The sequence below is a fragment of the Microbacterium sp. CR_7 genome (assembly GCF_041954755.1).
Lineage (GTDB): Bacteria > Actinomycetota > Actinomycetes > Actinomycetales > Microbacteriaceae > Microbacterium.
Genome location: NZ_JAVAYF010000005.1, coordinates 275,923 through 299,023 on the forward strand (window position 1 = coordinate 275,923; position 23,101 = coordinate 299,023).

General features: G+C 70.5%; 25 protein-coding genes. 16 read left to right on the forward strand and 9 right to left on the reverse strand.

What is annotated here, in order from left to right; translation table 11 throughout:
• Positions 1-7: 7 nt before the first annotated feature.
• The 9 genes from RAC81_RS13125 to RAC81_RS13165 are packed head-to-tail and all read left to right on the forward strand — an operon-like array spanning position 8 to position 7,978.
• Positions 8-760 carry an allophanate hydrolase subunit 1 gene (locus RAC81_RS13125; protein ID WP_375082767.1) on the forward strand — a complete coding sequence of 251 codons (753 nt, stop codon included), beginning with the start codon at positions 8-10 and terminating at the stop codon, positions 758-760.
• Positions 757-1,755, forward strand: a complete 999-nt coding sequence (locus RAC81_RS13130) for a biotin-dependent carboxyltransferase family protein (protein ID WP_375082768.1) — start codon at positions 757-759, stop codon at positions 1,753-1,755. Before RAC81_RS13125 ends, RAC81_RS13130 begins: the two co-directional genes overlap by 4 nt.
• Positions 1,752-2,543, forward strand: a complete 792-nt coding sequence (locus RAC81_RS13135; protein WP_375082769.1) for an SDR family oxidoreductase — start codon at positions 1,752-1,754, stop codon at positions 2,541-2,543. The genes RAC81_RS13130 and RAC81_RS13135 overlap by 4 nt, the downstream gene beginning before the upstream one ends.
• 10 nt (positions 2,544-2,553) lie before the next feature.
• Positions 2,554-3,240, forward strand: a complete 687-nt coding sequence (locus RAC81_RS13140; RefSeq protein ID WP_375082770.1) for a 4-carboxy-4-hydroxy-2-oxoadipate aldolase/oxaloacetate decarboxylase — start codon at positions 2,554-2,556, stop codon at positions 3,238-3,240.
• Positions 3,237-4,475 (forward strand): aspartate transaminase, encoded by a 1,239-nt coding sequence (locus RAC81_RS13145; RefSeq protein WP_375082771.1) that lies wholly within the window; start codon positions 3,237-3,239, stop codon positions 4,473-4,475. Before RAC81_RS13140 ends, RAC81_RS13145 begins: the two co-directional genes overlap by 4 nt.
• A complete protein-coding gene (locus RAC81_RS13150) occupies positions 4,472-5,521 on the forward strand; it encodes a D-2-hydroxyacid dehydrogenase (protein ID WP_375082772.1) in 1,050 nt (349 codons plus the stop codon). The genes RAC81_RS13145 and RAC81_RS13150 overlap by 4 nt, the downstream gene beginning before the upstream one ends.
• Positions 5,522-5,556: 35 nt before the next feature.
• Positions 5,557-6,324 (forward strand): glucose 1-dehydrogenase, encoded by a 768-nt coding sequence (locus tag RAC81_RS13155; protein ID WP_375082773.1) that lies wholly within the window; start codon positions 5,557-5,559, stop codon positions 6,322-6,324.
• The gene (locus RAC81_RS13160; RefSeq protein ID WP_375082774.1) at positions 6,324-7,373 is read left to right on the forward strand and encodes a zinc-binding dehydrogenase; all 1,050 of its coding nucleotides are present in this window, start codon (positions 6,324-6,326) and stop codon (positions 7,371-7,373) included. Before RAC81_RS13155 ends, RAC81_RS13160 begins: the two co-directional genes overlap by 1 nt.
• Positions 7,370-7,978: a gluconokinase gene (locus tag RAC81_RS13165; protein WP_375082775.1), complete on the forward strand. Its 609-nt coding sequence runs from the start codon at positions 7,370-7,372 to the stop codon at positions 7,976-7,978. Before RAC81_RS13160 ends, RAC81_RS13165 begins: the two co-directional genes overlap by 4 nt.
• Positions 7,979-8,048: 70 nt before the next feature.
• On the opposite strand, the gene RAC81_RS13170 is transcribed toward RAC81_RS13165, so the two are convergent.
• Both RAC81_RS13170 and RAC81_RS13175 read right to left on the reverse strand, forming a co-directional pair.
• Positions 8,049-8,696: a hypothetical protein gene (locus RAC81_RS13170; protein ID WP_375082776.1), complete on the reverse strand. Its 648-nt coding sequence runs from the start codon at positions 8,694-8,696 to the stop codon at positions 8,049-8,051.
• 77 nt (positions 8,697-8,773) lie between these two features.
• The gene (locus RAC81_RS13175; RefSeq protein ID WP_375082777.1) at positions 8,774-9,082 is read right to left on the reverse strand and encodes a hypothetical protein; all 309 of its coding nucleotides are present in this window, start codon (positions 9,080-9,082) and stop codon (positions 8,774-8,776) included.
• Between the two features lie 131 nt (positions 9,083-9,213).
• Between RAC81_RS13175 and RAC81_RS13180 the strand changes: the two genes are divergently transcribed.
• Positions 9,214-9,516 carry a YciI-like protein gene (locus RAC81_RS13180; protein ID WP_375082903.1) on the forward strand — a complete coding sequence of 101 codons (303 nt, stop codon included), beginning with the start codon at positions 9,214-9,216 and terminating at the stop codon, positions 9,514-9,516.
• Here RAC81_RS13180 and RAC81_RS13185 read toward each other — a convergent pair.
• Positions 9,513-10,754, reverse strand: a complete 1,242-nt coding sequence (locus RAC81_RS13185; RefSeq protein WP_375082778.1) for a Fic family protein — start codon at positions 10,752-10,754, stop codon at positions 9,513-9,515. The genes RAC81_RS13180 and RAC81_RS13185 overlap by 4 nt on opposite strands.
• A gap of 131 nt (positions 10,755-10,885) precedes the next feature.
• Entirely contained in the window at positions 10,886-11,239 is a 354-nt protein-coding gene (locus RAC81_RS13190) for a hypothetical protein (protein WP_375082779.1), read from the reverse strand.
• A gap of 114 nt (positions 11,240-11,353) precedes the next feature.
• On the opposite strand from RAC81_RS13190, the gene RAC81_RS13195 reads away from it, so the two are divergent.
• The 4 genes from RAC81_RS13195 to RAC81_RS13210 all read left to right on the forward strand — a co-directional run bounded on the left by RAC81_RS13195 (position 11,354) and on the right by RAC81_RS13210 (position 15,729).
• The gene (locus tag RAC81_RS13195) at positions 11,354-12,283 is read left to right on the forward strand and encodes an NAD(P)-dependent oxidoreductase (RefSeq protein WP_375082780.1); all 930 of its coding nucleotides are present in this window, start codon (positions 11,354-11,356) and stop codon (positions 12,281-12,283) included.
• 163 nt (positions 12,284-12,446) lie between these two features.
• The gene (gene nhaA, locus RAC81_RS13200) at positions 12,447-13,703 is read left to right on the forward strand and encodes a Na+/H+ antiporter NhaA (protein ID WP_375082781.1); all 1,257 of its coding nucleotides are present in this window, start codon (positions 12,447-12,449) and stop codon (positions 13,701-13,703) included.
• 144 nt (positions 13,704-13,847) lie between these two features.
• The gene (locus tag RAC81_RS13205) at positions 13,848-14,897 is read left to right on the forward strand and encodes a type IV toxin-antitoxin system AbiEi family antitoxin (protein ID WP_375082782.1); all 1,050 of its coding nucleotides are present in this window, start codon (positions 13,848-13,850) and stop codon (positions 14,895-14,897) included.
• A gap of 88 nt (positions 14,898-14,985) precedes the next feature.
• On the forward strand, positions 14,986-15,729 hold the full coding sequence (locus RAC81_RS13210) for a hypothetical protein (protein WP_375082783.1): 744 nt from the start codon (positions 14,986-14,988) through the stop codon (positions 15,727-15,729).
• A 132-nt stretch (positions 15,730-15,861) separates the two neighbouring features.
• On the opposite strand, the gene aztD is transcribed toward RAC81_RS13210, so the two are convergent.
• Genes aztD through aztB form a run of 4 tightly spaced genes read right to left on the reverse strand, consistent with a single transcriptional unit; the run spans position 15,862 to position 20,172 of the window.
• Positions 15,862-17,055, reverse strand: coding sequence for a zinc metallochaperone AztD (gene aztD / locus RAC81_RS13215; protein ID WP_375082784.1), 1,194 nt, complete (start codon positions 17,053-17,055; stop codon positions 15,862-15,864).
• A gap of 50 nt (positions 17,056-17,105) precedes the next feature.
• A complete protein-coding gene (gene aztC, locus RAC81_RS13220; protein ID WP_375082785.1) occupies positions 17,106-18,026 on the reverse strand; it encodes a zinc ABC transporter substrate-binding protein AztC in 921 nt (306 codons plus the stop codon).
• Positions 18,023-19,246: an ABC transporter gene (locus tag RAC81_RS13225; RefSeq protein ID WP_375082786.1), complete on the reverse strand. Its 1,224-nt coding sequence runs from the start codon at positions 19,244-19,246 to the stop codon at positions 18,023-18,025. The genes aztC and RAC81_RS13225 overlap by 4 nt, the downstream gene beginning before the upstream one ends.
• The gene (gene aztB / locus RAC81_RS13230) at positions 19,243-20,172 is read right to left on the reverse strand and encodes a zinc ABC transporter permease AztB (protein ID WP_375082787.1); all 930 of its coding nucleotides are present in this window, start codon (positions 20,170-20,172) and stop codon (positions 19,243-19,245) included. Before aztB ends, RAC81_RS13225 begins: the two co-directional genes overlap by 4 nt.
• 55 nt (positions 20,173-20,227) lie before the next feature.
• On the opposite strand from aztB, the gene RAC81_RS13235 reads away from it, so the two are divergent.
• The gene (locus RAC81_RS13235) at positions 20,228-20,851 is read left to right on the forward strand and encodes a metal ABC transporter ATP-binding protein (protein WP_375082788.1); all 624 of its coding nucleotides are present in this window, start codon (positions 20,228-20,230) and stop codon (positions 20,849-20,851) included.
• On the opposite strand, the gene RAC81_RS13240 is transcribed toward RAC81_RS13235, so the two are convergent.
• Positions 20,848-22,449, reverse strand: a complete 1,602-nt coding sequence (locus tag RAC81_RS13240; RefSeq protein ID WP_375082789.1) for an FAD-dependent oxidoreductase — start codon at positions 22,447-22,449, stop codon at positions 20,848-20,850. The two genes, RAC81_RS13235 and RAC81_RS13240, sit on opposite strands and share 4 nt — an antisense overlap.
• Before the next feature lie 77 nt (positions 22,450-22,526).
• Here RAC81_RS13240 and RAC81_RS13245 point away from each other — a divergent pair, with 77 nt between their 5' ends.
• A complete protein-coding gene (locus tag RAC81_RS13245; RefSeq protein WP_375082790.1) occupies positions 22,527-23,087 on the forward strand; it encodes a helix-turn-helix domain-containing protein in 561 nt (186 codons plus the stop codon).
• Positions 23,088-23,101 lie beyond the last annotated feature (14 nt).

Consider the following 23,101-nt stretch of genomic DNA (forward strand, 5'->3'; position numbering starts at 1 on the left):
GGTCGCCGTGTCCTCTGCATCCGCCACCGCATCGGCATCCGCCACCGCATCCGTCGTGATCTCGCCCAGCGGCAACTCGGCGCTGCGCGTTGCGAGCGTGCTCGCCGACCGGGAAGTCGGCTGGCGGCTGGTGCACCACCTGGCCCGTTTCGTCGATGCCGCCCGCGTGCCCGGCGTGGTGTGCGTGATACCGACGTATGACGCCGCGCTCATCGAGGTCGACCCCTCCGAGGTGTCGCTCGAGAGGCTCGGCGAGTACCTCGCCGCCGTGGTCGACGGCCTGGATCACGACCGCCCCCTCACCGACGCGCCGCGCACGTTCGACGTACCGGTGCTGTACGACCTGCCGGAGCACCGTGCCGATGAGCTCGACCTGCGGATGGTCGCCGATGCGCAGGGGCTGGGTGTCGAGGACGTCGTGCGCTTGCACAGCGAGCCCACCTACGTCGTGCGCTGCCTGGGCGCACCGGGCGGCTCGCCCATGCTCGACGGTCCGCCGTTCCCCACGCCGGTGCCGCGGCTCGCGAGTCCTCGTGCGCACGTGCCGCAGGGCGTCGTGTCGGTCGCCGGGCGTCAGGCGACGATCACCCCGGCCGCGGCCCCCGGCGGGTGGCCGCTGATCGGGCGCACGCCGCTGACCGTGCTGGACCTCGACGCCGAGCCCTTCGTCCCGTACGAGCCCGGCGACCTCATCCGCTTCCGTGCGATCGACCGCGACGAGTACGACGCCCTGCTCGGAACGAGGATGGTGGCCCGATGAACGCCGGACTGCTCACGATCGTCGAGGCGGGCTCGACCCAGGTCACCGATCTCGGACGCCGACGCGGCCCGCGGTACGGGGTGCCGGTGAACGGCGCGCTCGACCAGCGATCGGCCCGCATCGCGAACATCCTGGTCGGCAACGCCGACGACGAGCCGCTGCTCGAGGTCACCGCGCTCGACCTGGAGTTCGTCGCGGACGCCGACATCCTCCTCGCCGCGACGGGCGCCGACGCCCACCTCACGGTCGACGGGGTCGGCCGCCCCACGAACCAGCCCGTCTCGGTGCGTGCCGGGCAGACCGTGGCGCTGCGCCAGCTGCAGGGCGGACTGCGGGCCTACGTGGCGGTGCGGGGATCGTTCGACGTGCCGCGCCTGCTCGGCAGCTGCGCCCCCGACTCGGTACTCGGCTTCGGCGGGCGACTGGTCGCCGGGGCGACGATCGTGCTGCGCCGCGAGACGGCTCCGATCGTCAACGATCACTTCGAGGCGGAGCTGTACAGCCTCGACGTGCCGCGGATGCCGACCGGGTTCGTGATCGACGTGACCGACGGCCCCGACATCGACGACTTCGCGGGCACCGTCGACCGCCTGTTCGCGCAGCCCTACCTCGTCACGCCGACCAGCAACCACATCGGGCTGCGCATGACGGGCCCCCTGCCCGAGCGACGCACGACCGGCGAGGTGCTCTCGCGCGGTGTGCCCGTCGGCGCCGTCGAGGTGCCGCCCGGCGACGAACTGCTCGTGCTGCACCGCGGTCGCGGCGTGACCGCCGGCTACCCCGTGCTCGCGGTCGTGACCTCGGGGTCGCTCGACGTACTCGCTCAGGTGCGTCCGGGGCAGCGGCTGCGTTTCCGCCGCGTCTCGGCGGACGAGGCCGCCGCCCGCGCCCGCGCCGAGCTCGTCGAGCTCGAGGCGCTCCGTCTTCGCGTCCGCTCCGTCTTCACGGCGCTCGACGCCCTCACACCCTCATCCATCGGAAGGACCCTGCCATGACTTTCTCCGACTACCGGACCGCCGTCGTCACCGGCGCGACCAGCGGCGTCGGCCGCGGGGCGATCGACCTCTTCCTCTCGAAGGGCCTGACCGTCCATGCGATCGCACGCGACGAGGCGCGGCTCGCCGAGCTCGCCGAGAAGAGCGTGATCACCCACGCGCTGAACGTGCGCGACACCGATGCGCTCACCCGCGAGCTCGCCGGCATCGAGGCCGACATCGTGCTGAACAGCGCGGGCGTCAGCCGCGCCGGCAACATCCTCAGCTCGTCGGCCGAAGACCTCGACGACCTCATCGAGGTGAACCTCACCGCCGTGATGCAGATCCTGCGCCTGCTCTACCCGGGCATGGTCGAACGAGACCGCGGCCACGTGCTCAACATCTCGTCGATCGCCGGTCACTACAACTTCTTCGGTCACACCGCCTATCACGCGACCAAGGCCGCCGTGCATCAGCTGTCTCGACAGCTGCGCAACGACGCCCTGGGCAAGCGCGTGCGCGTCACGGAGCTGAGCCCCGGTCGGATCGAGACCGAGATCTTCTCCCGCAACCTCGGCGGCACCCCCGAGACGGATGCCGAGGCGTGGGCGACCTACTACGAGGGCTTCGAGTCCCTCACGGTCGACGACGTGATCGCGGCGATCGAGTTCGCCGTCGACGCGCCGTCGCACGTCAACATCGGGCTCATCGAGCTCATGCCCACCTTCCAGGTGCCCGGAGGCCTGACCTTCGATCGCCGCGACGCCGCGCTCGAGAACAGCGCCGCCGTCCTCGAGAACGCAGAGTAAGGAACACGCCATGGTCCACGTCACCACGAAGATCGATCGCGCCCACGCCGCCGACATCGCCCGCATCGGCGACTTCACCGCCGCCACCATCCACGAGGCACAGGGTCGCCGCGGCGCTCTGAACTCGAACATCAAGCCGATCGACCGCGACATGTCGTTCGTCGGCTCGGCGTTCACGGTCGTGTGCGCACCGCGCGACAACCTCATGCTCCAGGTCGCGATCCACTACGCGCAGCCCGGCGACGTGCTGATCGTCTCGGCCGGGGAGTTCGCCGAGGCGGGCATGTTCGGCGACGTGCTCGGCAACGCCTGCAAGGCCAAGGGCATCGCGGCGCTCGTCACCGACGCCGGCGTGCGCGACACCCAGGAGCTGCGCGAGCTCGGCCTCCCGGTGTTCTCGGGGAGCGTGTCGATCAAGGGCACGGTCAAGGAGACGCTCGGCGCGCTCAACCAGCCGGTCGTGTTCGCGGGCGAGCTCATCCGCCCCGGTGACATCGTCAAGGGCGACGCCGACGGCGTGGTCGTGGTGCGCCGCGAGGAGGTCCGCGAGGCCGCGGAGCTCTCGGCCGCACGCGACGCGAACGAGGCCGCGCTGATCGAGAAGTACTGGGCCGGCGGCACCACGATCGACCTCTGCAACCTCACCGAGGTGCTGAGGGCCAAGGGCCTCACGACCGACATCGAGGACGAGTCATGACCGAAGCAGCCACCGCAGAGGCACGCGTGTCCTCGTTCCGCGCGGCCGAGCGCCTGGGCCGCATCCAGCCGTCCCCCAGCACGGCCGCCGCGGCGCGCGTGCGCCAGCTGAAGGCCGAGGGGCGCCGCATCCTCGACCTCACGGTCGGCGAGCCCGACTTCGACACCCCCGAGCACATCAAGCAGGCGGCGATCGAGGCCATCCGCGCCGGCGAGACGAAGTACACGCCGGTCAACGGCACGCCGCGCCTGCGCGAGGCGATCCGCGGATCGCTGCGCCGCACGCACGGGATCGAGTATTCCGACGCCGAGCTCACGGTCGGCGGCGGAGGCAAGCAGGTCATCTTCCTCGCGCTCATGGCGACCGTGAATGCCGGCGACGAGGTGCTCATCCCCGCGCCCTACTGGGTGTCGTACCCCGACATGGTGCGGGCCAACGAGGGCACCCCCGTGATCGTCGAGACCTCGGCGCAGAACGGCTACAAGCTCGACGCCGACGCGCTGGAGGCCGCCATCACCGACCGCACGACGTGGCTCGTGCTGAACAGCCCCGGCAACCCCAGCGGCGCGATCCACAGCGAGGCCGACCTGACCGCGCTCGCCGAGGTGCTGCGTCGCCACCCGCAGGTGTCGGTGCTCTCCGACGAGATCTACAGCGAGATCTCGTTCACGGGTGCACCGGCTCCGAGTCTCGCGGCCGTCGCGCCCGACCTTCGGCACCGCGTGCTCGTCGTCTCGGGCGTCTCGAAGTCGTACGCGATGACGGGCTGGCGTCTGGGCTACGCGGCCGGGGATCCCGCGCTCGTCACGGCGATCAACACCCTGCAGTCGCAGACGTCGTCGTGCCCCTCGTCGATCAGCCAGGCGGCCGCCGCCGCGGCGCTCGAGGGTTCGCAGGACTTCATCGCGGAGTCGGTGCCGGTGTATCGCGAGCGCCGTGACGCCGCGGTCGCCGGTCTGCAGGCGATCGACGGACTCACCCCGCTCGTGCCCGACGGCGCCTTCTACCTCTACGTCGACTGCGCGGGACTCATCGGCCGAACGACCGCCGACGGCCGCGTTCTGTCGAGCGATCAGGACGTCACGCTGTACCTGCTCGATCACGTGGGCGTCGCGGTCATCCAGGGCTCCGCCTATGGGAAGTCGCCGTTCTTCCGCATCTCGTTCGCGACGGACATCGACACGATCAGGGCGGCCGTCGCCGAGATCGCCGCGGCCGTGGAGGCGCTGCGATGACGGGGCGGTTGCGTGTCGCGGTCGCCGCTCCCCTCGCGCCCGAGCTGTGCGAGCTGCTGACGTCGCGGGAGCCCCGGATCGACCTCGTGGTCGACCAGACGCTGCTGCCCCCGATGCGGCACCCCGCCGACTTCTCGGGCGATCCGTCGTTCCGTCGCACGCCCGAGCAGCAGGCCGCCTACGAGCAGCTGATCGACTCGGCCGACGCACTGTACGGCATCCCCGACGTCGACCCGGCCGCGCTCGCGCGCACCGTGCGGGCGAACCCGCGGCTGCGCTGGGTGCACACGATGGCCGCGGGAGGCGGCGGTCAGGTGCGCGCAGCCGGACTCGCGGATGACGAGCTGGAGCGGGTCGTGTTCACGACCTCGGCCGGGGTGCACGGCGACGCGCTCGCCGAGTTCGCGGTCTTCGGCGTCTTCGCGGGAGCGAAGCACCTGCCGCGTCTCGCGCGGCAGCAGAGCGAGCGCGAGTGGAGCGGCCGCTGGCTGATGTCGCAGGTCTCCGAGCAGACCGTCCTGGTGCTCGGTCTCGGCGGCATCGGATCGTCGGTCGCCGAGAAGCTGTCGGCGCTCGGCGCCACGGTGATCGGGACGTCGCGCAGCGGAGCATCCACTCCCGGCGTCTCGCGCACCATGCACCCCGACGACATCGCGTCGGTACTGCCGGAGGTGGATGCCGTCGTCACGACCCTTCCCGGGACCGACGCGACCCACCACCTGCTTGGCCGTGAGGCGTTGGCGGCGCTGAAGTCGGGAGCGACCCTGGTGAACGTCGGCCGCGGCACGGTCGTCGACGAGACGGCGCTGCTCGACGCACTCGAGTCCGGCGCCGTCGGCTTCGCGGCCCTCGACGTGTTCGAGGTCGAGCCGCTGCCCGCCGAGAGCCCGCTCTGGTCGCACCCCCGCGTGCTTGTGAGCCCGCACACCGCGGCGCTGGACGCACGGGAAGACCGTCGCATCGCGGAGCTCTTCGCCGACAACGCCACCCGGCTGCTCGACGGCGCGCCCTTGCGCAACGTCGTCGACACCGTCGAGTTCTACTGACCCGCATCCCGACCATCTGACCCCTTCGGAGCATCATGACCAACCCGTTCGATCTGACGGGCCGGCGCGCCCTCGTCACCGGCTCCAGTCGGGGCATCGGCCACGCCATCGCCCGATCGCTGCTCGAGGCCGGAGCGCATGTCGTCGTGCACGGGCGCGACACCGCCACCGTCGAGTCGACCGCGGCGACCCTGGCGCAGGAGTTCGGACAGGATGCCGTGTCGACGGCCGCGTTCGACATCACCGACGAGCAGTCGGTGATCTCCGGCATCCGCGGTGTGCAAGCAGGCGGCCCCATCGACATCCTCGTGAACAACGCCGGGATGCAGCACCGCGAGCCGATGCTCGACGTGAGCCTGGAGAACTGGGAGCGCGTGATCCGCACCGACCTGACCAGTGCGTTCCTGGTCGGCCGCACGGTCGCCCGGGCGATGGTGGAGCGCGGGAGCGGCGCGATCGTCAACATCTGCTCGGTGCAGACCGACCTCGCCCGCCCCACGATCGGCGCCTACACGGCGGCCAAGGGCGGACTGCGCAACCTCACCAAGGCCATGACGGCCGAGTGGGCGGGCAGCGGCGTGCGGGTGAACGGCGTCGCGCCGGGCTACATCCGCACCGAGCTGACGCAGGCGCTCGTCGACGACCCCGACTTCAACGCCTGGGTGCTGGGCCGCACGCCGGTCGGGCGATGGGGCGAGCCGGAGGACATCGGCGGCGCGGTGGTCTGGCTGTCATCCGACGCGTCACGATTCGTCAGCGGCCAGGTCGTCTTCGTCGACGGCGGAATGACGGCGGTGGTGTGATGGCTGCGTCGTCTGCCGCCCTGCACGCGATCGTCATCCACCAGAAAGGCGATCTGCGCATCGACGAGGTCGCGGAGCCCGTGCCTGCGGCCGATGAAGCCGTGATCGACGTGATCTACGGCGGCATCTGCGGCTCGGACCTCCACTACTGGAAGCACGGCGCCGCCGGCGAGTCGATCCTCCGGGCGCCGATGGTGCTCGGACACGAGGTCGTCGGCGTCGTCCGGCGTGCGGCACCCGACGGCAGCGGACCCGCGGAGGGCGCGCGCGTGGCCGTGCACCCGGCCACGCCTCCGAAGGAGTACGTGCGCCACCCGGCCGACCGCCCGAACATCTCCGGCGGCGGCTACCTCGGCTCCGCTGCGCGCTTCCCCCATCGGGACGGTGCCTTCGCGCACCGCGTGGCGATGCCGACGCGTATGCTGCGCGCGCTGCCCGAGGCCGTCGATCTGCGTGACGCGGCGCTGATCGAGCCGACGAGCGTCGCCTGGCACGCCGTGAACCGCATCGGCGACGTGACCGACCTCTCCGCGCTGGTCGTCGGCTGCGGTCCCATCGGTCTGCTGACGATCGCCGTGCTCCGGGCGCGCGGCGCGCGGCACATCACGGCGGTGGATCTGCACGACCGCCCGCTCGAGATCGCGAAGGAGCTCGGCGCGGACATCGCGCTGAAGCAGCCGGACGCGGCGGACGTCGCGGCGATCGATGCCGACGTCGTGATCGAATCGTCGGGCAGCCACCACGGACTCGACACCGCGATCCGCGCGGCGACCCGCGGGGGAGTGGTCGCCATGGTCGGCCTGCTGCCGAGCGGTCCGCAGCCGGTGCAGGTGGCGCTGGCGATCGCGAAGGAGCTCGATCTGCTCGGCTCGTTCCGGTTCAACGACGAGATCGACGAGGTGATCGACGCGCTCGCCGAGAAGCGGTTGCACGTGTCTCCCGTCATCAGCCACGTGAAGCAGTGGCGGTCGGCCGAGGCGGCGTTCGCCGTCGCGGCGGATCCGACGGTGTCGAGCAAGGTGCTGCTGCAGTTCGGGCGTGCGCGATGAGCGTCATCGCTCCGTCGGGTCCGCTGGTCGTCGTCATGGGCGTCTCGGGCTGCGGCAAGTCGACGATCGGGGCCGCGCTGGCCGAGAGGCTGCGGGTGCCGTTCCGCGACGCCGACGATCTGCATCCGGCATCCAACGTCGAGAAGATGTCGCGCAGCATCCCGCTCACCGACGAGGACCGCTGGCCGTGGCTGGCGATCGTCGGTGAGGATCTCGCCCGGCATCGGGTGACCGGGATAGTCGTCGCCTGCTCGGCGCTGCGCGGCGTGTACCGCGATGTGCTGCGCGAGCATGCGCCCGACGTGTTCTTCGTGCACCTGGATGCGTCGAAGCAGGTCATCGCCCAGCGGATGGTGGTGCGATCGGAGCACTTCATGCCGCTCGCGCTGCTCGATTCGCAGATCGCGACGCTCGAGCCGCTGGCGGTCGGCGAGGCCGGGCTCGTCGTGAGCGCGGCGCGCAGCGTGGACGCGATCGTCGGCGCCGCGGAGCGAGCGGTCCGCGTCCCGCCCTCGGCCGGTCGTGGCTCGCGCGCAGATCAGCGGAAGTCGCCGACCTGGCGGTCGACGGGTACGGTCCCGTCGACGACGACATCGCCGGTGTGAGCGCGGTCACCGTCTCCATGAGCACGATCTCGACCTCCTCGTCGGCGATCGAGGCCGTCGAGCGATCAGCTCAGTCAGCGTCCCCGAGAACGGGAACGGCCCAGATCCGGGCAGCATCCGACACCAGGCGGTCGATGCCGTCAGGAGTCTCGCGACGAAGAGGTGCGCCATCGCGTGTGACCGGTACCGGTATCGCGACCTGTTCCACGCCATACGACACGACGATGACGAGGGTCGGGTAGAGGAAGGCGCCCTCCTGGATGCCGCCCTTCGTGACTCCCGTGATCCGATCGCGCGGCACGCTGTACGCGGTGAGCAGCCGTGCGCCGCCGCGAATCAGGCGGAACCCGGAGTGGTCGATCACACCCGTGGGGCTCGACGTCAGCAGCCCCCGCGGTGCGGTGCCGAGCCCGAGCTGAGGGATCGCGCGTGAGAGGAACGACGCGACGCCGTTGAGCGCGTACGAGCCGAACACGCGCGCCTGCGGCTCACGTTCATGAAGAGCCCGCCTCTGGTCGCGTTGCAGCCGCTGAATCCGGCCCAGCACGATCCAGAGGATCAGGCCCGCGATCGCCACCCCCGCGACGAACACGAGCACGGTCGCGACGGGGGACCCACCGTCGACGAGCGGACGCAGGAGCGCTCCCCAGACGAAGAAGGCGGCCAGCACGGCCGCGATCACGAGGACCAGTCTGTTCGCGGGCGGGTTCTTGCGCACAGGGACTCTCTCCTTCAGGCAGGGGTCGGGGAATGCGTGGTTCGAGCACGGCTCGTCCGTGCCTCGAATGCGACAGGTCAGCCCAGGAAGGCGGCCGCGGGCAACAGCTGCACCACGCCGAGCACGACTCCGACGATCGGCCACGCGTACCCACCGCGATCGATTCGGGCGAACACGATCCCGATGATGCCGAGGACGAGGGCGACAGGTCCGAAGAGCACGGCGATCGGCAGCGTGACGAACAGCAGCCAGCCGTAGTTCGGATCACCGGTCTCCGCGAGAACGAAGACGATCGCGGTGGGAAGGATGCCGACGAGCGCTACGACCGTGGCCGCGATGCCGCACCCGAGAGCCCGATGCCGGCGTGGTGGGGGAAGATCTGTCACGCGGACGAGCTTATCGATCGGCGTCGGAGCACCGTCGGGCGCGGCCTGGCGCGCCCATCGCTCGCCGAGTTTGCGTCGTCCACGCGACGGCGAGAGGATGCCCCGGGACCCACATGGAGATGAGGCACATCATGCACGCGATCCTCGAGTACACCTACGTCGACGACTACCTCGACCGCCGCGACGCCCTGCGCGCGGCACACCTGGAGAAGGCGTGGGCGGCGGTCGGCAGCGGCGACCTGCTGCTCGGCGGCGCCGTCGGCGACGGGCCGTACACCGCGCTGCTGATCTTCACGGGCGAGGACCCGCTGAGCGCTGCGCGTGCGTTCGCCGAGGCCGACCCCTATGTCACCGGTGGCCTCGTCCTGTCGTGGGAGGCACGACCCTGGACGACGGTCGTCGGGAACAGCGCGGCGACTCCCGTTCGCCCCTAGCCTCGAGCGGCCATCCGGCGGATCTGCTCGGCGTATCCGTCGAGGACGTCGAAGATCCCGCGGTGCTGCCAGACGCGGTTGCGTCCTCGGCCCGTGGTCTCGGTGAGCACTCCGCGGTCGGTGAGCGTGTCGAGCGCGCGCAGCGCCGCCATCTCGCCGAGTCCGAGAGTGTTCATGAGGTGCTTCGTGGTGACCGCCGGCTGCCCGACGAGCGCAGGAAGGACCTTCCAGGCCGCAGCATCGGCGCGCACGCCGGCGAGGAGAGAGCGAGATTCGTCCAGCTGGGAGACGAGATCGTCGACCAATCGTGTGCCCGTGGACGCGGCTATGCGGCTCGCTCTGGCGAACTCGCGGACGATCGGTCCGGCGTCGCCGGCTCGGAAGTCGGTCAGCGCAGCGAAGTAGCGGCCTGTGTTCACGAGCAACCCCGCAGAGATCGGTACGGCGGTCGAGCCGACGAGACCTTTGTTGCGCAGGATCGACTGAGCGAGAGCGCGGCCAGTGCGCCCGTTGCCGTCGACGAAGGGATGGATGGTCTCGAACTGCGCATGTGCGACAGCGACCTGGACGAGCACGGAGATGTCCTGGCGCTCGACGAAGCGGATCAGATCACTCATCGCACCGGGGACTCGGCCGTGATGGGGTGCCACGAACTCCGCTCGACGCGGACCGGCGTCGCCGGGGCCGATCCACACCTGTTCCTGTCGGTAGAGACCCGCTACGTGCTCGAAGCCCGGCTGATGGCGCATCAGGGCCGCGTGCATCTGCAGGATCGAATCCTCGGAGATCTCGTCCGACAGTGCGAGCGCGGCCTCCATGGCGCGGACGTTTCCGATCACGGTGAGGGCGTTCGTCTTGTCGCCTTCATCGATCTCGGCAAGGGCGAGCTGCTTCGCCGAGGTCGTCAGCTGTTCGATCTGCGAACTGGACGCAGACTCCGTGCGCAGCAGGATCGCGGTCATCGGGCCCAGGGCCGCATCGTCGGTGAGGAGAGCACGCCGCGCATGCTGGTCGAACGCGACCAGCTGGCGGGTGGCGTCTTCGACGTCGGCGGAGTCGTCGCTGGAGACCTGTGGACTCCACATTGCGATCGGCGCCGTGACTGTGGCTTCGTACGGACCGGTCTGACGCGCGACCTCCGCGCGAGAGAACATCTCCGGCGCGCGCGGTGCCCAGTCGAGCGTCTCGCTCGAGGCCTCGTCGACGGAGATGCGGGCACTGTCCGAAGGTGTAGCCATGCTCTAAGCATACCAACACTTAAATCATTAACCGTTGGTAAAGCTCAGGTCGCACGTATGCTGTCGCGACAGGAGGCGGGCAGTACCCCGTGAACCTCTCCGAGCGCGCGGATGCAGTCTCGCGCCGCAGGTCACCCGTCCGTCGAGTCGATGAGCTCGAGCAGCTTGCGCAGCTCGTCCCTGATCTCGGTGTGGTCGTACTGTCCGGCGCGGCTCTCGGCCGAGATCACACCCGAGCGACGCACCGACCGGAAGTCGCCGAACGGGAAGGTGTACGCCTTCTTCGTCTCGGAATCCTCACTTCTGTCCACGCCGGGGTGCCAGTGCGAGAACTCCGTCCACCCGCGCTCCGCGATGAATCGGTTCTCGTCGTCGGCGCCGGGCGCCGCCTCGGACCAGTCGTCGCGTTCGTCTCTCACGACCTTCCCTTCTCGCACGAGGGAGCGCGCGTGTTTCAGGGCCGGGCGATTCAGTTCGATGACCATGCAGGAACGGTAGGTCCTCGGGCGCCTGGCGCCGGAGCCCCTTGACGAACGCGCATCCGCATCTCTCATCTCGTCGGTCCGGGCCGACGGCTGATCGTGTGAGACCCTGCGGGAATGGATGAAACATCACCCACAGGATCCCCATCGGCCGGATCACCGCCCACCATCGGCGTCATCGGCCTCGGACGCATGGGCGCGCCGATCGCGCGGGCGTTGACGGCGGAATTCGCGGTCGGCGGATTCGACATCGATCCCACCCGCGGTGGGTCGGTGCCCGGACTACGGAGCTTCGGCTCGGTCGGGGACCTGGCCGCTGCGAGCGACGTGCTGGTGACCGTCCTTCCGGGTCTGGCTGAGTTGCAGGAGGTCATGCGCTCGGCTCTTCCGGCGCTCCGCCGCGGTGGACTCTGGGCGGACCTCACGTCGGGTGATCCCGCGGTCACCCGAGACCTCGCCGCGCAGGTGCACGAGCGCGGGATCGACGTCGTGTCGGCTCCGATGGGCGGCTCCGTCGCCGAGGCCGAGCGCGCCGCCCTCATCTTCTATCTCGGCGGCGCGGAGTCCGCGGTCGAACGCGCGCTGCCCGTTCTGCGACCGCTGTCCCGCCCGGACGGACTGCGGCGGGCGGGGTCGCGCCCCGAGGACGGGCAGATCGTGAAGCTGCTCGCGAACGGTCTCTGGTTCGCCCACGCCCTGGCTGCGGCGGAGGCGTTGCTCATCGGCCAGGGGTGGGGGATGCAGCCGTCGGACCTGCATCGACTCCTGCGCGACAGCGCAGGCGGCAGCCGCTTCCTCGATGACCACGCCGAACGCCTCCTGGACGGCGACTACCTCACGACGTTCGGACTCGACCGCGTCGTCGACGAGCTGGACGCCGTAGCCGCCATGGGCAGGGTCGCCGGTGCGCCCACCCCGGTGCTCGACGCGTCGGGCGCCGCCCACCGCGCCGCTCTCGAGAGGTACGGCTCGGAACTCGGAGAGCTCCTCGCGGTGAGGATGCTCGAAGAGGATGCCGGGCGCACGCTGCGGCGTGAGCGGCGGTGACCGAGCCCGCTCGTGTAAGCGCCTCGGCGTGCGCGGTCCTACGGCAGACGGCTCCCGAGGCCTCCCGCTCGGACCGGTAGAATGGGAAGCGGAGTGTCGGGAAGCCTGGTCGACGGATCCGTCGCCGACCCTGGACGACGGAGATCGACCAGAGGAGACATTCGTGCGTGGACTGACCCGCATCTCGAACGCCCGAGCGCGGACCCGTCGGTGGGTGACCGCCGAGACGACCAGCGGCGTCATTCTGATGGTGGCCGCCGCCGTCGCGCTGCTGTGGGCCAACTCGCCCTGGCGTGAGGGCTATCAGGCGCTCTCGCAGATCACGATCGGCCCTGCCGCGCTGCACCTCGACCTGACCCTCGCGACGTGGGCGGCCGACGGCCTGCTCGCCGTGTTCTTCTTCGTGGTCGGCGTCGAGCTCAAGCACGAGATCGTGGCCGGCAGCCTCCGCAACGTCAAGACGGCCGCGGTGCCCGTTCTCGCCGCGGTGGGCGGCATGGTGATGCCCGCCGTCATCTTCATCGCGATCGTGTCGTTCGCCGGAGACCGCACCGCCGCGCACGGCTGGGCGATCCCGACCGCGACCGACATCGCGTTCGCCCTCGCCGTGCTCGCGATCTTCGGCCGCGGCCTGCCCCGCGCGCTGCGGACCTTCCTGCTCACCCTCGCCGTGGTCGACGACCTGCTCGCGATCGTCGTGATCGCGGTGTTCTACACGGGCGACATCGACCTGGTGTCGCTGCTGGTCGCCCTCGCCTGCGTCGCGGTGTTCGCGCTGCTGACGCGCATGCGCACGACCCGCTGGTGGCTCCTCGCTCCGGTCGCCCTCGTCGCGTGGGTGTTCATGCACGAGTCCGGCGTGCACGCCACGATCGCGGGCGTGCTGCTCGGCCTCACCGTGCCGGCGCTGCGCGTGCACGGCGAGACCGAATCCCGGACGCACCGCTTCGACGATGCGATCCGGCCGTTCTCGTCGGGTGTCGCCCTGCCGATCTTCGCGTTCTTCGCCGCCGGGGTCACGCTCGTGGGCGGCGGCGCGGCATCCGTGTTCCTGCAGCCGGTGGTGTTCGCGATCGTCGCAGGTCTCGTCATCGGCAAGCTCGTCGGCGTGCTCGGGGTCACGGCCCTCGTCACTCGCTTCACACCTCTGCGACTGCCCGACGCGATCGGCATCCGCGACCTCCTGCCGGTCGGCCTGCTCACCGGCATCGGATTCACGGTCTCGCTGCTGATCGCCGAGCTCTCGTTCCCCGACACCGAGCACACCGACGGGGCGAAGATCGCGGTGCTCCTGGGCACCGTGATCGCCGCGGTGCTCGCCGCGGCGCTGCTGCGGTGGGATGCCAGGGCCGCGCGTCGCTCCGACATGAACGAGGACGGCGTGGTCGACGTCGACACCGCGCGCATCGGCGACGACTGACTGAGGGCGGAGGCGCACCGCGACCAAGCGGGCAGGGCGTCCCTGCAGATGCCGCTCGTTCGCCGCTAGAGTTGTTTTCTCCTCGCATGACTTTAGGGCTATTAAATTGATAATAGCCAGTAAATATCACTCTAGGATATAACTATGGCATCGCGAGAAAACCCTGCAGTGACGACTCTGCTGCGTGTCCTGCCGCCAGAGTTCCACGTCGAGCATCGCGGTGACTCGGTGGACATCTCCCTTGGAGCACGGAGCTGGGCGCTTCAACCGATCTGGGCAGGTGAGGGGCTTCCTGCAGACATCCGTCGTATCCGGAACGACGTCGTACACGGACAGACCCAGGTCCACGGGCTTCCTGTGATCGCAGCTCGCCGTATGAGCGCGGGAGCTCGGGAGCTCCTCGACGAATCGCAGCTTTCGTGGGTGGACGCCAGCGGGCGCGCGAGGATCGTCATTCCAGGGGAGGTGTATCTCGCGAGACTCGACCCGGTGCCGGCCGATGCCGGGCGACCCTTCACATGGTCCGGGGCCGCGCGAGCCGTTGCGGAAACTCTTCTGACATGGAGAGTGCGCCACCGTGATGACGTGCCTGATTCGATCGGTCGGGTCGGCGTGATCGCGGAAGCTGCCGATGTCTCTGTCGCCCATGCGGCGCGAGTCCTTCGACAGTTCGACGAGCAAGGGTACACGGTGAAGACCGGTGCAGAGCGGGGGAGCACCGCGACACGTGAGTTGCGCGATCCGGGGCGCATGCTGAGCGACTGGGCCGGGCAATACGCACTGCAGAACAGGGCTCCGGCGGCGGAGTTCCATGTCCCTTGGCGCGACCACACCCAGACCCTGTCGATGTTCTCATCCTCTCTCAGCGCGTTGGACTGGGCGCTGACCGGCGCGGCGGCGGCGGACCTCATCGCTCCGTTTCTCACCAGTGTTCCCGCCGTGGACCTGGCCGTACCGTTCGGTGATTTGGCGGAACTCCGACGGACGCTGTCGAGCCACGAAGACGTGCGCGAAGTGGAGCGCGGTGGGCGGGTGCGAGTGTTCGCCGTTGATGAGTATCTCTTCGGTCTCACGGACGGTCGGGGAGGCATTCGTGTCGCGTCTCCCGTGCGTGTGTACGGCGATCTTCTACGCGAGCGGGGACGCTTGCTCGATGCGGCCGAGTACCTCAGGGAGGTCGCCATTGGATTCTGATGCTCGCAGCCGAGAGGCCCGCGCACGCGCAGAGGACGCGCTCGTTCGGTTCGCGCTGCTCGCGGGCGAGCACGCACAGGACTACGTCGTGATCGGCGGGCTCAATCCCGACTTCCTGGCGCCCCGCGCTCCTATCCCTCACCAGGGGACGACCGACATCGATCTGCTGTTTGCTCTCGGGTTCGACCGCGTCGCAGACGTGCCGGACTTCTCCTGGGTCGACGCCGCGCTCGACGCGGGAGGGTTCGAATCGACGAACGGGTGGCGCTGGGACGCGTTGTTGGGAGACGCGAGAATACGGCTGGAATTCCTCTGCGACGTCTGGGACCACATCGATGACATCGTCCCGCTCCCGGGGTCAGGTCGAGCGGTGGCAAGCAAAATCGCCGGCCCCGCCGCTGCGCTCCATGCCCCGATGGAGCGCCGACTCACGATTTCCTCAGGTGTGCGCGCAGACATGTCAGACGCGCCCGAGACGCTGACGCTCCGCTTTGCGAATCTCGGCGGCTATCTCCTCGCCAAGTCTGCGGCGGCGCGATCGAGGATGCTGTCCAAAGACAAGTACGACCTGATGTATGTGATCCTCTACAACGACGAAGGCCCGCGAGGGGCCGCTCTTGCGGTCGCACGGCAGCTCGCCGCCACTGAGGAGTCGTCGGATGCTACCGAGATCCGGCGCGTGATGGAGCGGTACCTGGATCCGGCCGGGTTGTGGGCGGGCGTGTTCGCCGACACCATGATCGTCACGGGGGACACGGCAAGTGAGGACCAGCTCCGTGCTGACGCGGCGGAGGGCGCTCGAGCGTTCTTGAACGGGCTCGAGAACGCGTAGCGGAGTCCGACCCGGGCCGCTCGCGATGTCTGCCCGACGATCGCCTGGGATGGTCCCAGCACGGACGGCGGAGGACGAAGCGGGCAGGGCCCCGAAGGATGCCCTGCCCGCTCGGTTCGCGGATGCCGTCGATCAGCCGATCGCGACCGCCAGCTCGTTCGGCGTGTGGTCGAGCTCGACCGAGGCGATGACCTCGCCGGTGGTGAGGTCCACGGCGTGCACGCTGTTCGCGGCGGGCTCGGTCACGTAGGCGATGTCGCCGTCGACCTTGATCGCGGGGTGCGCGTCCTGCCACTCGGCCGGGCCCTCCCACGGGTCGATGACCGGGTAGGAGTCGGTCAGCTCGCCGGTCTCGGGGTCGAGCACGTGGATCTGTCCGTCGGTCGACAGGATGTAGGCGAGGTCGCCGGGGCCGCGTGCGATGTCGCGGAACGTGTACCGCACCTCGGCGGGCAGGTCGACGACCTCGAGCGTCTCGGCGGCGGTGTCGATCAGCGTCACGGCGCTCAGCAGGTAGCCCTCGGCATCCGGGTCGTTCTTGTAGTCGCCGACGACGATCGGGCTGGTCTCCGACACGAAGGCGTTGCCCATGCGGCCGTATGCGTCGGGCGCGGTCAGCTTCGTGAACGTCTCATCCGTGAACAGCAGCGCGCCGTTCTCGCATCCGAAGATCACGGCCTCGTCCGCCGCGGTTCCCTCACCATGGATGCCGGGGCACTCGGCGCTCGCCGCGGCCTCGTCCCAGTGGTCGTCGTGGGCGTGCAGAGCCATGGCGCCCGTGCGCGAGGTCTCGTCGCCGACGGTCGTGACGAGTGTGCCGTCCTCCAGCACGATCGAGACGCCGTGGTGCGCGGCATCCGCCGTGTAGGTCGAGGCCTCGGGCAGTGCGTCGTAGCCGTCGGCGAAACCGTCGGTCGGCACGATCGTGGTGGTGCCGGTGCCGTCGTCGAACAGCACCGTGTTCTCGCCGTGGATGACGACGTGCCCGGCCGTCGTGGCCTCGAACAGCGCGTCGGTGAGGGCGGGCTCGGCCGTGTCGAGCATCTGGAAGCCCTTCGAGGTGGTGACGGCGATCGTGCGGCCGTCGCCGAACGGGTTCAGACGTGTGAACTCCTCGGTCTCGAACTCGTCGACGACCTCGAGCGTCTCGGGGTCGAGCACGGCGATCCCGCCCGGGTAGGAGATCGCGACGCGCCCCGTCTCGGTCGCGGCGGCCGCCGTCTCATCGTCGGATGGCGCGGCGCTGCCCGCACCGCCACCGCCTGCGCAGGCGGTCGCGAGCAGCGAGACGCCCGCGAGTGCCGCGACAGCGGCACTCATCCTCATGTGTCGCTTCATTGTGTTTCCTCTCGTGTCGGGCCCCGGTCGGGGTCCTGTCATGGGTTCAGTCCGTCGGCGATGCGCTCGGTGTTGGCGCGCATCATGGTCAGGTAGGTGTCGGCGCCCTCGCCCGGTTCGGTGAGGGACTCGGTGAACAGCTCGACGACGTCGACCTCGATGCCCGCCTCGGAGGCCAGCACCTGGATGAGCCGGTCGGGCTGCGAGGACTCGGCGAAGATCGTCCGCACGCCCGCATCGTCGATCGCGTCGGTCAGATCGCGCAGGTCTGCCGCGCTGGGCGCGGCGAGCGTCGTGCCGCCGGGGATCACGGCGCCGAGGAGCCGGAAGTCGAACCGGTCGGCGAGGTAGCCGAAGACGTGATGGTTCGTCACGAGCGCCCGGCGATCCGCGGGGATCGCGGCGAAGGCCGTGGACATCTCCTCGTCGAGCTCGGCGAGCTCTCCGCGGTAGTCGTCGGCCCGGGCGCGGATCCGCTCAGCGTCGATCCCGTCGATGTCGAGCAGTGCAACCTCCAGAGCGTCGACCACGTCGATCACACGAGCCGGGTCGGTCCAGAAGTGCGGGTCGTCGGCGCCGGCGGCATCCTCCGAGGTGTAGGGAAGCACGTCGATCACGTCGCCGGCCACGAGAGTCGGCACGCCGGCGGATGCCGTGCGGTCGATGTGCTGCTGCAGACCCTCCTCGAGCCCGAGACCGTTCGTGACGAGCAGGTCGGCGGCGTCCATCCGCGCAGCCTCCTGCGCCGAGATCTCGAAGGAGTGCGGATCGGCGTTCGGCTTCATGAGGGTGGTGACCTCCGCGGCGTCGCCGACCACGTTCTCGACGACGTCGCCGAGGATGTTCGTCGTGACGACGATCCGCGGTCGGCCCGACGCCGCCTCCCCGGAGCAGCCGGTCACGCCGACGCCGATGAGTGCGGACGTGGCGAGCAGGGCGCAGGCGCGCAGCATCCTCATCGTCCGACCTCCGTGACGAACGCCGGTGCCGTCGGCGTCTCGAGCGACCGTGCGATGCGGGCGCCGTCGGCGTAGTCGATCTCGTGCACGACGCCGCCCGCCGGGTCGCTGACGTACGCACGCTGCTCGTCGACGACGAGCGACGCGGTGCTGCCGCCGTCGGCGAGCACAGGCTCCGTGGCGCCGACGACCGCTCCGCCCTCGGCGAGATGGACGACGATCCGTCCGTCGACGTCGATCGCGACGACGTGACCCTCGGCGTCGTCCACGGCGACCACGCGGGTGAGCGGGCGCTCGGTCGGCACCAGGGTCCAGGTGCGCTCGCGCGTGTCGAGCAGCCAGAATCCGGTGGTCCCGGCCACGGCCGCGACGGTCGGACGGCCCTTGCGTCCGTCGAACGTCAGGGCGCGGTCGGATGCGTCCGCCGGATACGGGATGCGCTCGGTGGCGAGCTCGTCGTCGTGCCACGTCGCCAGCACGGCGCCGTCGGCGCATCCGACGACGAGTCCGACGCGGGTCGTGATCGCGCCGGCGGGATCGACGCATTCGACGGGAGCACCGACTGCCTCGCCGTCGCGGTCGCGGTAGGTGAGACCGTCGCCGTCGGTCACGAGTGCGCCGTCGCCGACCGGGGCGAGGAACCCGGTATCCGCCCCGGTGTCGATGCGGAACAGCTCGTCGATCCGTCCGTCGGAGAGCGACCTGTTGTCGAGCAGCACGGCTTCTCCTGATCCGGCGAAGAACACCCCCGTGGTCCCCGCGGTCGACAGCGCGCCGGATGTGACCGTCGCGGGGCCGTCGCCCGGGACGGTGCCGAGCAGCGCGGGGTCCGCGAGGTAGTAGTGGAAGTGGTCGCCGTGGTCCCAGCTCCACCGGCCGGAGTCGATGACCTCCACCCCTTCGTCGGTGGTCGCGAATCCGTAGCGTCCGTCGCTGGCGAGGGCCGTCGGCGCTGCGGTGGCGCCGAGGTCGATGGCCTCGTCGGTCAGCAGGTCGAGCACGGCGGTGTTCCCCTCGGCGTCGATCGAGAGCAGTCCGAGCGGCGGTTCGGCGACCTCTTCTGCACCGGCGATCGCGCCGTGGCCGTGGCCGTGGCCGTGGCCGTCGCCGTCGCCGGATGTCGGCGCCGTCGACGGTGCGGCGCTCGGCGCCGACGAGCAGGCCGTGAGCGCGGCGATCGTCAGCGCTGCGGGGAGGAGCAGGAGGGGGCGGGAGGTCATCGGTTCCTTTCGGAGAGCGCGGCCGGAGCGAGTGCGGGGGAGCCGGCGTCGTGACGGTTCGGGTCGATCGGGTCGGCGGTGCCGCCCTCGGCGGGATGGCGCCGTCGGGTGGTGCGGGTGAGCACGGAGCGTGCGGTCGCCGAGACGGCCGCGAGCAGCACGGCCGTGATGGCGATCGACGGACCGGCGGCTGTGGCGACGTGCCATGACACCAGCAGACCGAGCAGCACGGCGGCGGCGCCGAAGACCGTCGAGACCACCATCGTCGTGGGGATGCGAGTGGTCCACGCGCGCGCGGCGACGGTGGGCGCGAGCAGCAGACCCACCACCAGCAGCGTGCCGACCGCCTGATACGACGCGACGACGGCGACCGTCACGAGGGCGACGAGCACCACGTGCGCCAGCTGCGGGCGGAGTCCGAGGGTGCGGGCGATCCGCGGATCGAAGGCCGTGGCCACGAACGACCGATGGAAACAGGCCGAGAGGCCGACCGTGACGACCACGGCGATCGCCAGCGCGGCGATGTCGTCTGGGCGGATGGCGAGGATGTCGCCGAACAGCAGGGCGGTGGCGTCGGTGGCGAAGCTTCGCGAGTGGGAGACGATGATCACGCCGAGCGAGAGCATCGCGACGAAGAGCAGGCCGATGCTCGTGTCGTACGAGAGCCGGCCGCGGCGCTGCAGCAGGCCGATCGCGGCGCTCATGGCCGTGGCGCTCAGTGCCGCGCCGAGCAGCACCGGCGCGCCGAGCACGGTGGCGAGCGCGACGCCGGGAAGCATCCCGTGGCCGATGGCCTCGCCGAGGAACGCCATGCCCCGGATCACGACCCACGAGCCCACGACGCCGCAGATGACGGCGACGAGGACTCCGCCGCACAGAGCACGGGCGAAGAACTCGACGGCGAAGGGCTCGAGAAGGAGGGGCACGAAAAGCGACCCTACATGAAAGTGAGAATCATTCTCAATTTGCTACAGTGGCCACATGATCGCCCTTCCCGCCCTGTCCGCGCGCGCCGTCTGCTTCGGCTACGCCGACGACGACGTGCTGCACTCCGTCGACCTCGACGTGCGCGCCGGCGAGGTCGTCGCGCTGGCCGGCCCCAACGGTTCCGGAAAGTCGACGCTGATCGAGATCCTGGCCGGAGTGCGACCGCCTCGCCGCGGCACGGTGCGTGGCGACGGCGACCTCGCGCTCGTGGTGCAGCGGCCGGGAGTTCCCGATTCCCTGCCCGTCACGGCCGCCGACGTGGTGCGCATGGGCACCTGGAAGCGCGGCGCCCGGATCTCCCGTGCCGCCGCGCGCCGCCTGGTCGCGCGTGCGCTGGATCGGGTCGGGATGAGCGCGCTGGCCGCCCGACCGCTGGCCGAGCTGTCGGGCGGACAGCGGCAGCGGGTGTTCCTCGCGCAGGGCATCGTGCGCGCGCCCGGCATCCTGCTGCTGGACGAGGCGGCCGCCGGTCTCGACCGCGAGAGCGCGGCGCGCATGCAGTCGATCCTCCGCGAAGAGGCCGCACGCGGCGTGGCCGTGTGCACCGTCACCCACGACGACGACGCGGTCGCCGCGGCCGACCGCGTCGTCCGGTTGGATCGGGGCCGCGTGATCTAGCTCGCGGCGTTCGCCTCGGTCACGCGCACCGCGCGGAGCACGACGTCGTGCACGTGATGACCGCTCGCGGCTCCGGCGGGCCGGGGGCGCGTCTCGTGCAGCTCGATCCGCCACGCGGGGTCCGTAACGAGCGCCGCCGCGATCTCGTCGACGCCGACGAAGGCCGCCGGGTCGTACATACGGGTCTGCTCGGCGACATCGATCCTCTCGCGCGTCCAGGTCGGCTCGTGACCGACCGCCAGCAGCGTCCCGCCCACGGCGACGGCGTCGAGCAGACTGCGCAGTCCGCGCTGCTCGGGCGTCCGCGGGAACGAGCCGTACTGCAGCGAAACGAGGTCGTACCGCTCGGCGCCGTACGGTGCGGGGGCGTTCGCGTCGCGCACCAGCGTGCGCACCTCGACGCCGCGCTGCTCCGCCGCCGCCCGCAGGCGGGCGAGCGCGTTGGCCGAGACGTCGACGGCCGTCACATCCCAGCCGCGCTGCGCGAGCCAGATCGCGTCGCCGCCCTCGCCGGCTCCGACGTCGAGCACGCGACCGGGCGTCATGCCACCGACCTCGACGACGAGGGAGCCGTTCGGGTCGCCGCTCCAGATGGGCTCCCGGCCCTCGTAGCGCGCGTCCCACTCGGTCTGCACGCCCGACGGGCGGGTGCCGGCGGCGAGGTCCTCCCCGGCGAGGCTGAACGCGATCTGCGCGCCGATCATGCTGCCGTTCGCCGCGGCCGGGAGCACCTGGGCGCCGCCGTCGCTCACGTTGCCCGCGGCGAAGACGCCGTCGACGCTGGTGCGGCCGGTGGGGTCGACGACGAGCACCTCGCCGACCCCGGCCGGATGCGGCGCCACCTCGAGTTCGAGCGGGGCGAGCGCGTCCAGACGCGGGTGCACTCGGGACCCGGTGAGGATCGCATCGGCGGGCAGCGCGGTGCCGTCGACCAGTTCGACGAGCAGCGCCCCCTCGTGATCGATCACCCGTTCGACGGTGCCCTCGAGCACGGGCACGCCGGAATCGCGCAGAGCGCGGAGCGCCTCGGCATCCACCCCCGGCTCTCCGTGCAGCACGACCGTGAGCTCCGCGCACAGGTGACGCATCAGCGGCGTCGGGTGCAGACCCCTCGCCGCGGTGACGATCTGCACGACCCGCTGATCGCGCACCTCCCAGCCGTGGCAGAACGGGCAGTGGATGACTTCGCGACCCCAGCGCTCGCGCAGGCCGCGGATGGGCGGCAGCTCGTCGACGAGTCCCGTGGCCACGAGCACCCGCCGGGCGATCAGTGCGTGGCCGCCGCTGAGCTCGACCCGGAATCCGTCCTCCTCCCGGTGCACGGCGAGGACCCGTCCGTCCAGCACCTCGCCGCCGTAGGCGCGCACCTCGTCTCGGCCGACCGATCGCAGCTCGCCGGGCGCCGCGCCCTCGCGGCCGAGGTAGCCGTGCATGTGCGCGGCCGGAGCGTTGCGCGGACTGCCGTCGTCGACGACGATCACCGAGCGTCGCTGCCGGACGAGCTGCAGTGCACCGGCGAGTCCCGCTGCCGAGCCGCCGATCACGGCGACGTCGCAGTGGCGGGTGAGTGAGGGCGGGTTGGCGTGATCATGGCTCATGCCTCCGAGCGTAGATCCGTCGTGCTGATAGCGGGATGCTGTTTGCACAATTCGCAAGCCGCTGCGATGCTGGAGGCATGCAGACCGACGACGTCGAGCGCGCAGCGCGCAGCCGACTGCGCAGCATCCGTACCACCCTGGGCTACTCGCTCGACGAGATCGCCGAGCTCACGCAGCTGAGCGCTTCGACGATCAGCCGCATCGAGACGGGCAAGCGCGCTCTCAGCATCGACGTGCTCGTGCCGCTCGCGAACGCCCTGCAGGTGAGCCTCGACGCGCTCTTCGCCGCTGACGACGACGGCGACGTCGTCATCCGACCGGCGCAGCACCGCTCAGGCACCCGCACGACCTGGCCGCTGAGCCGCGGCGACGGTCGCACGCTCGCCATGAAGATGCGACTCGAACCCGAGCCGGAGGCCGATCCGCCGGCGCAGCGCGTGCATCCCGGCTTCGACTGGTTCCTCGTGCTCGAAGGACGCGTGCTGCTCTTCCTGGGAGAGCGGCGCATCGAGGTCGCGCGCGGAGAGGCGGCCGAGTTCTCGACCATGACCCCGCACGCGATCCGTGCGGTGGACGGTCCGGCGGAGCTGATCATGATCTTCGATCGGGAGGGGCAGCGCGCCCACGTGCACCAGTGAGGCAGGACCCGCCG

Excerpts from the sequence above, each read along its gene's own strand:
- RAC81_RS13145 (WP_375082771.1), top strand. The coding sequence starts at position 3,237 with ATGACCGAAGCAGCCACCGCAGAGGCACGCGTGTCCTCGTTCCGCGCG.
- RAC81_RS13155 (WP_375082773.1), top strand. The coding sequence starts at position 5,557 with ATGACCAACCCGTTCGATCTGACGGGCCGGCGCGCCCTCGTCACCGGC.
- RAC81_RS13185 (WP_375082778.1), bottom strand. The coding sequence starts at position 10,754 with ATGGCTACACCTTCGGACAGTGCCCGCATCTCCGTCGACGAGGCCTCG.
- RAC81_RS13225 (WP_375082786.1), bottom strand. The coding sequence starts at position 19,246 with ATGACCTCCCGCCCCCTCCTGCTCCTCCCCGCAGCGCTGACGATCGCC.
- RAC81_RS13180 (WP_375082903.1), top strand. The coding sequence starts at position 9,214 with ATGCACGCGATCCTCGAGTACACCTACGTCGACGACTACCTCGACCGC.
- RAC81_RS13240 (WP_375082789.1), bottom strand. The coding sequence starts at position 22,449 with ATGAGCCATGATCACGCCAACCCGCCCTCACTCACCCGCCACTGCGAC.
- RAC81_RS13130 (WP_375082768.1), top strand. The coding sequence starts at position 757 with ATGAACGCCGGACTGCTCACGATCGTCGAGGCGGGCTCGACCCAGGTC.
- aztD (WP_375082784.1), bottom strand. The coding sequence starts at position 17,055 with ATGAGGATGAGTGCCGCTGTCGCGGCACTCGCGGGCGTCTCGCTGCTC.
- RAC81_RS13190 (WP_375082779.1), bottom strand. The coding sequence starts at position 11,239 with ATGGTCATCGAACTGAATCGCCCGGCCCTGAAACACGCGCGCTCCCTC.
- aztC (WP_375082785.1), bottom strand. The coding sequence starts at position 18,026 with ATGAGGATGCTGCGCGCCTGCGCCCTGCTCGCCACGTCCGCACTCATC.
- RAC81_RS13245 (WP_375082790.1), top strand. The coding sequence starts at position 22,527 with ATGCAGACCGACGACGTCGAGCGCGCAGCGCGCAGCCGACTGCGCAGC.
- RAC81_RS13165 (WP_375082775.1), top strand. The coding sequence starts at position 7,370 with ATGAGCGTCATCGCTCCGTCGGGTCCGCTGGTCGTCGTCATGGGCGTC.
- RAC81_RS13205 (WP_375082782.1), top strand. The coding sequence starts at position 13,848 with ATGGCATCGCGAGAAAACCCTGCAGTGACGACTCTGCTGCGTGTCCTG.
- RAC81_RS13150 (WP_375082772.1), top strand. The coding sequence starts at position 4,472 with ATGACGGGGCGGTTGCGTGTCGCGGTCGCCGCTCCCCTCGCGCCCGAG.
- RAC81_RS13140 (WP_375082770.1), top strand. The coding sequence starts at position 2,554 with ATGGTCCACGTCACCACGAAGATCGATCGCGCCCACGCCGCCGACATC.
- RAC81_RS13195 (WP_375082780.1), top strand. The coding sequence starts at position 11,354 with ATGGATGAAACATCACCCACAGGATCCCCATCGGCCGGATCACCGCCC.
- RAC81_RS13135 (WP_375082769.1), top strand. The coding sequence starts at position 1,752 with ATGACTTTCTCCGACTACCGGACCGCCGTCGTCACCGGCGCGACCAGC.
- RAC81_RS13235 (WP_375082788.1), top strand. The coding sequence starts at position 20,228 with ATGATCGCCCTTCCCGCCCTGTCCGCGCGCGCCGTCTGCTTCGGCTAC.
- RAC81_RS13160 (WP_375082774.1), top strand. The coding sequence starts at position 6,324 with ATGGCTGCGTCGTCTGCCGCCCTGCACGCGATCGTCATCCACCAGAAA.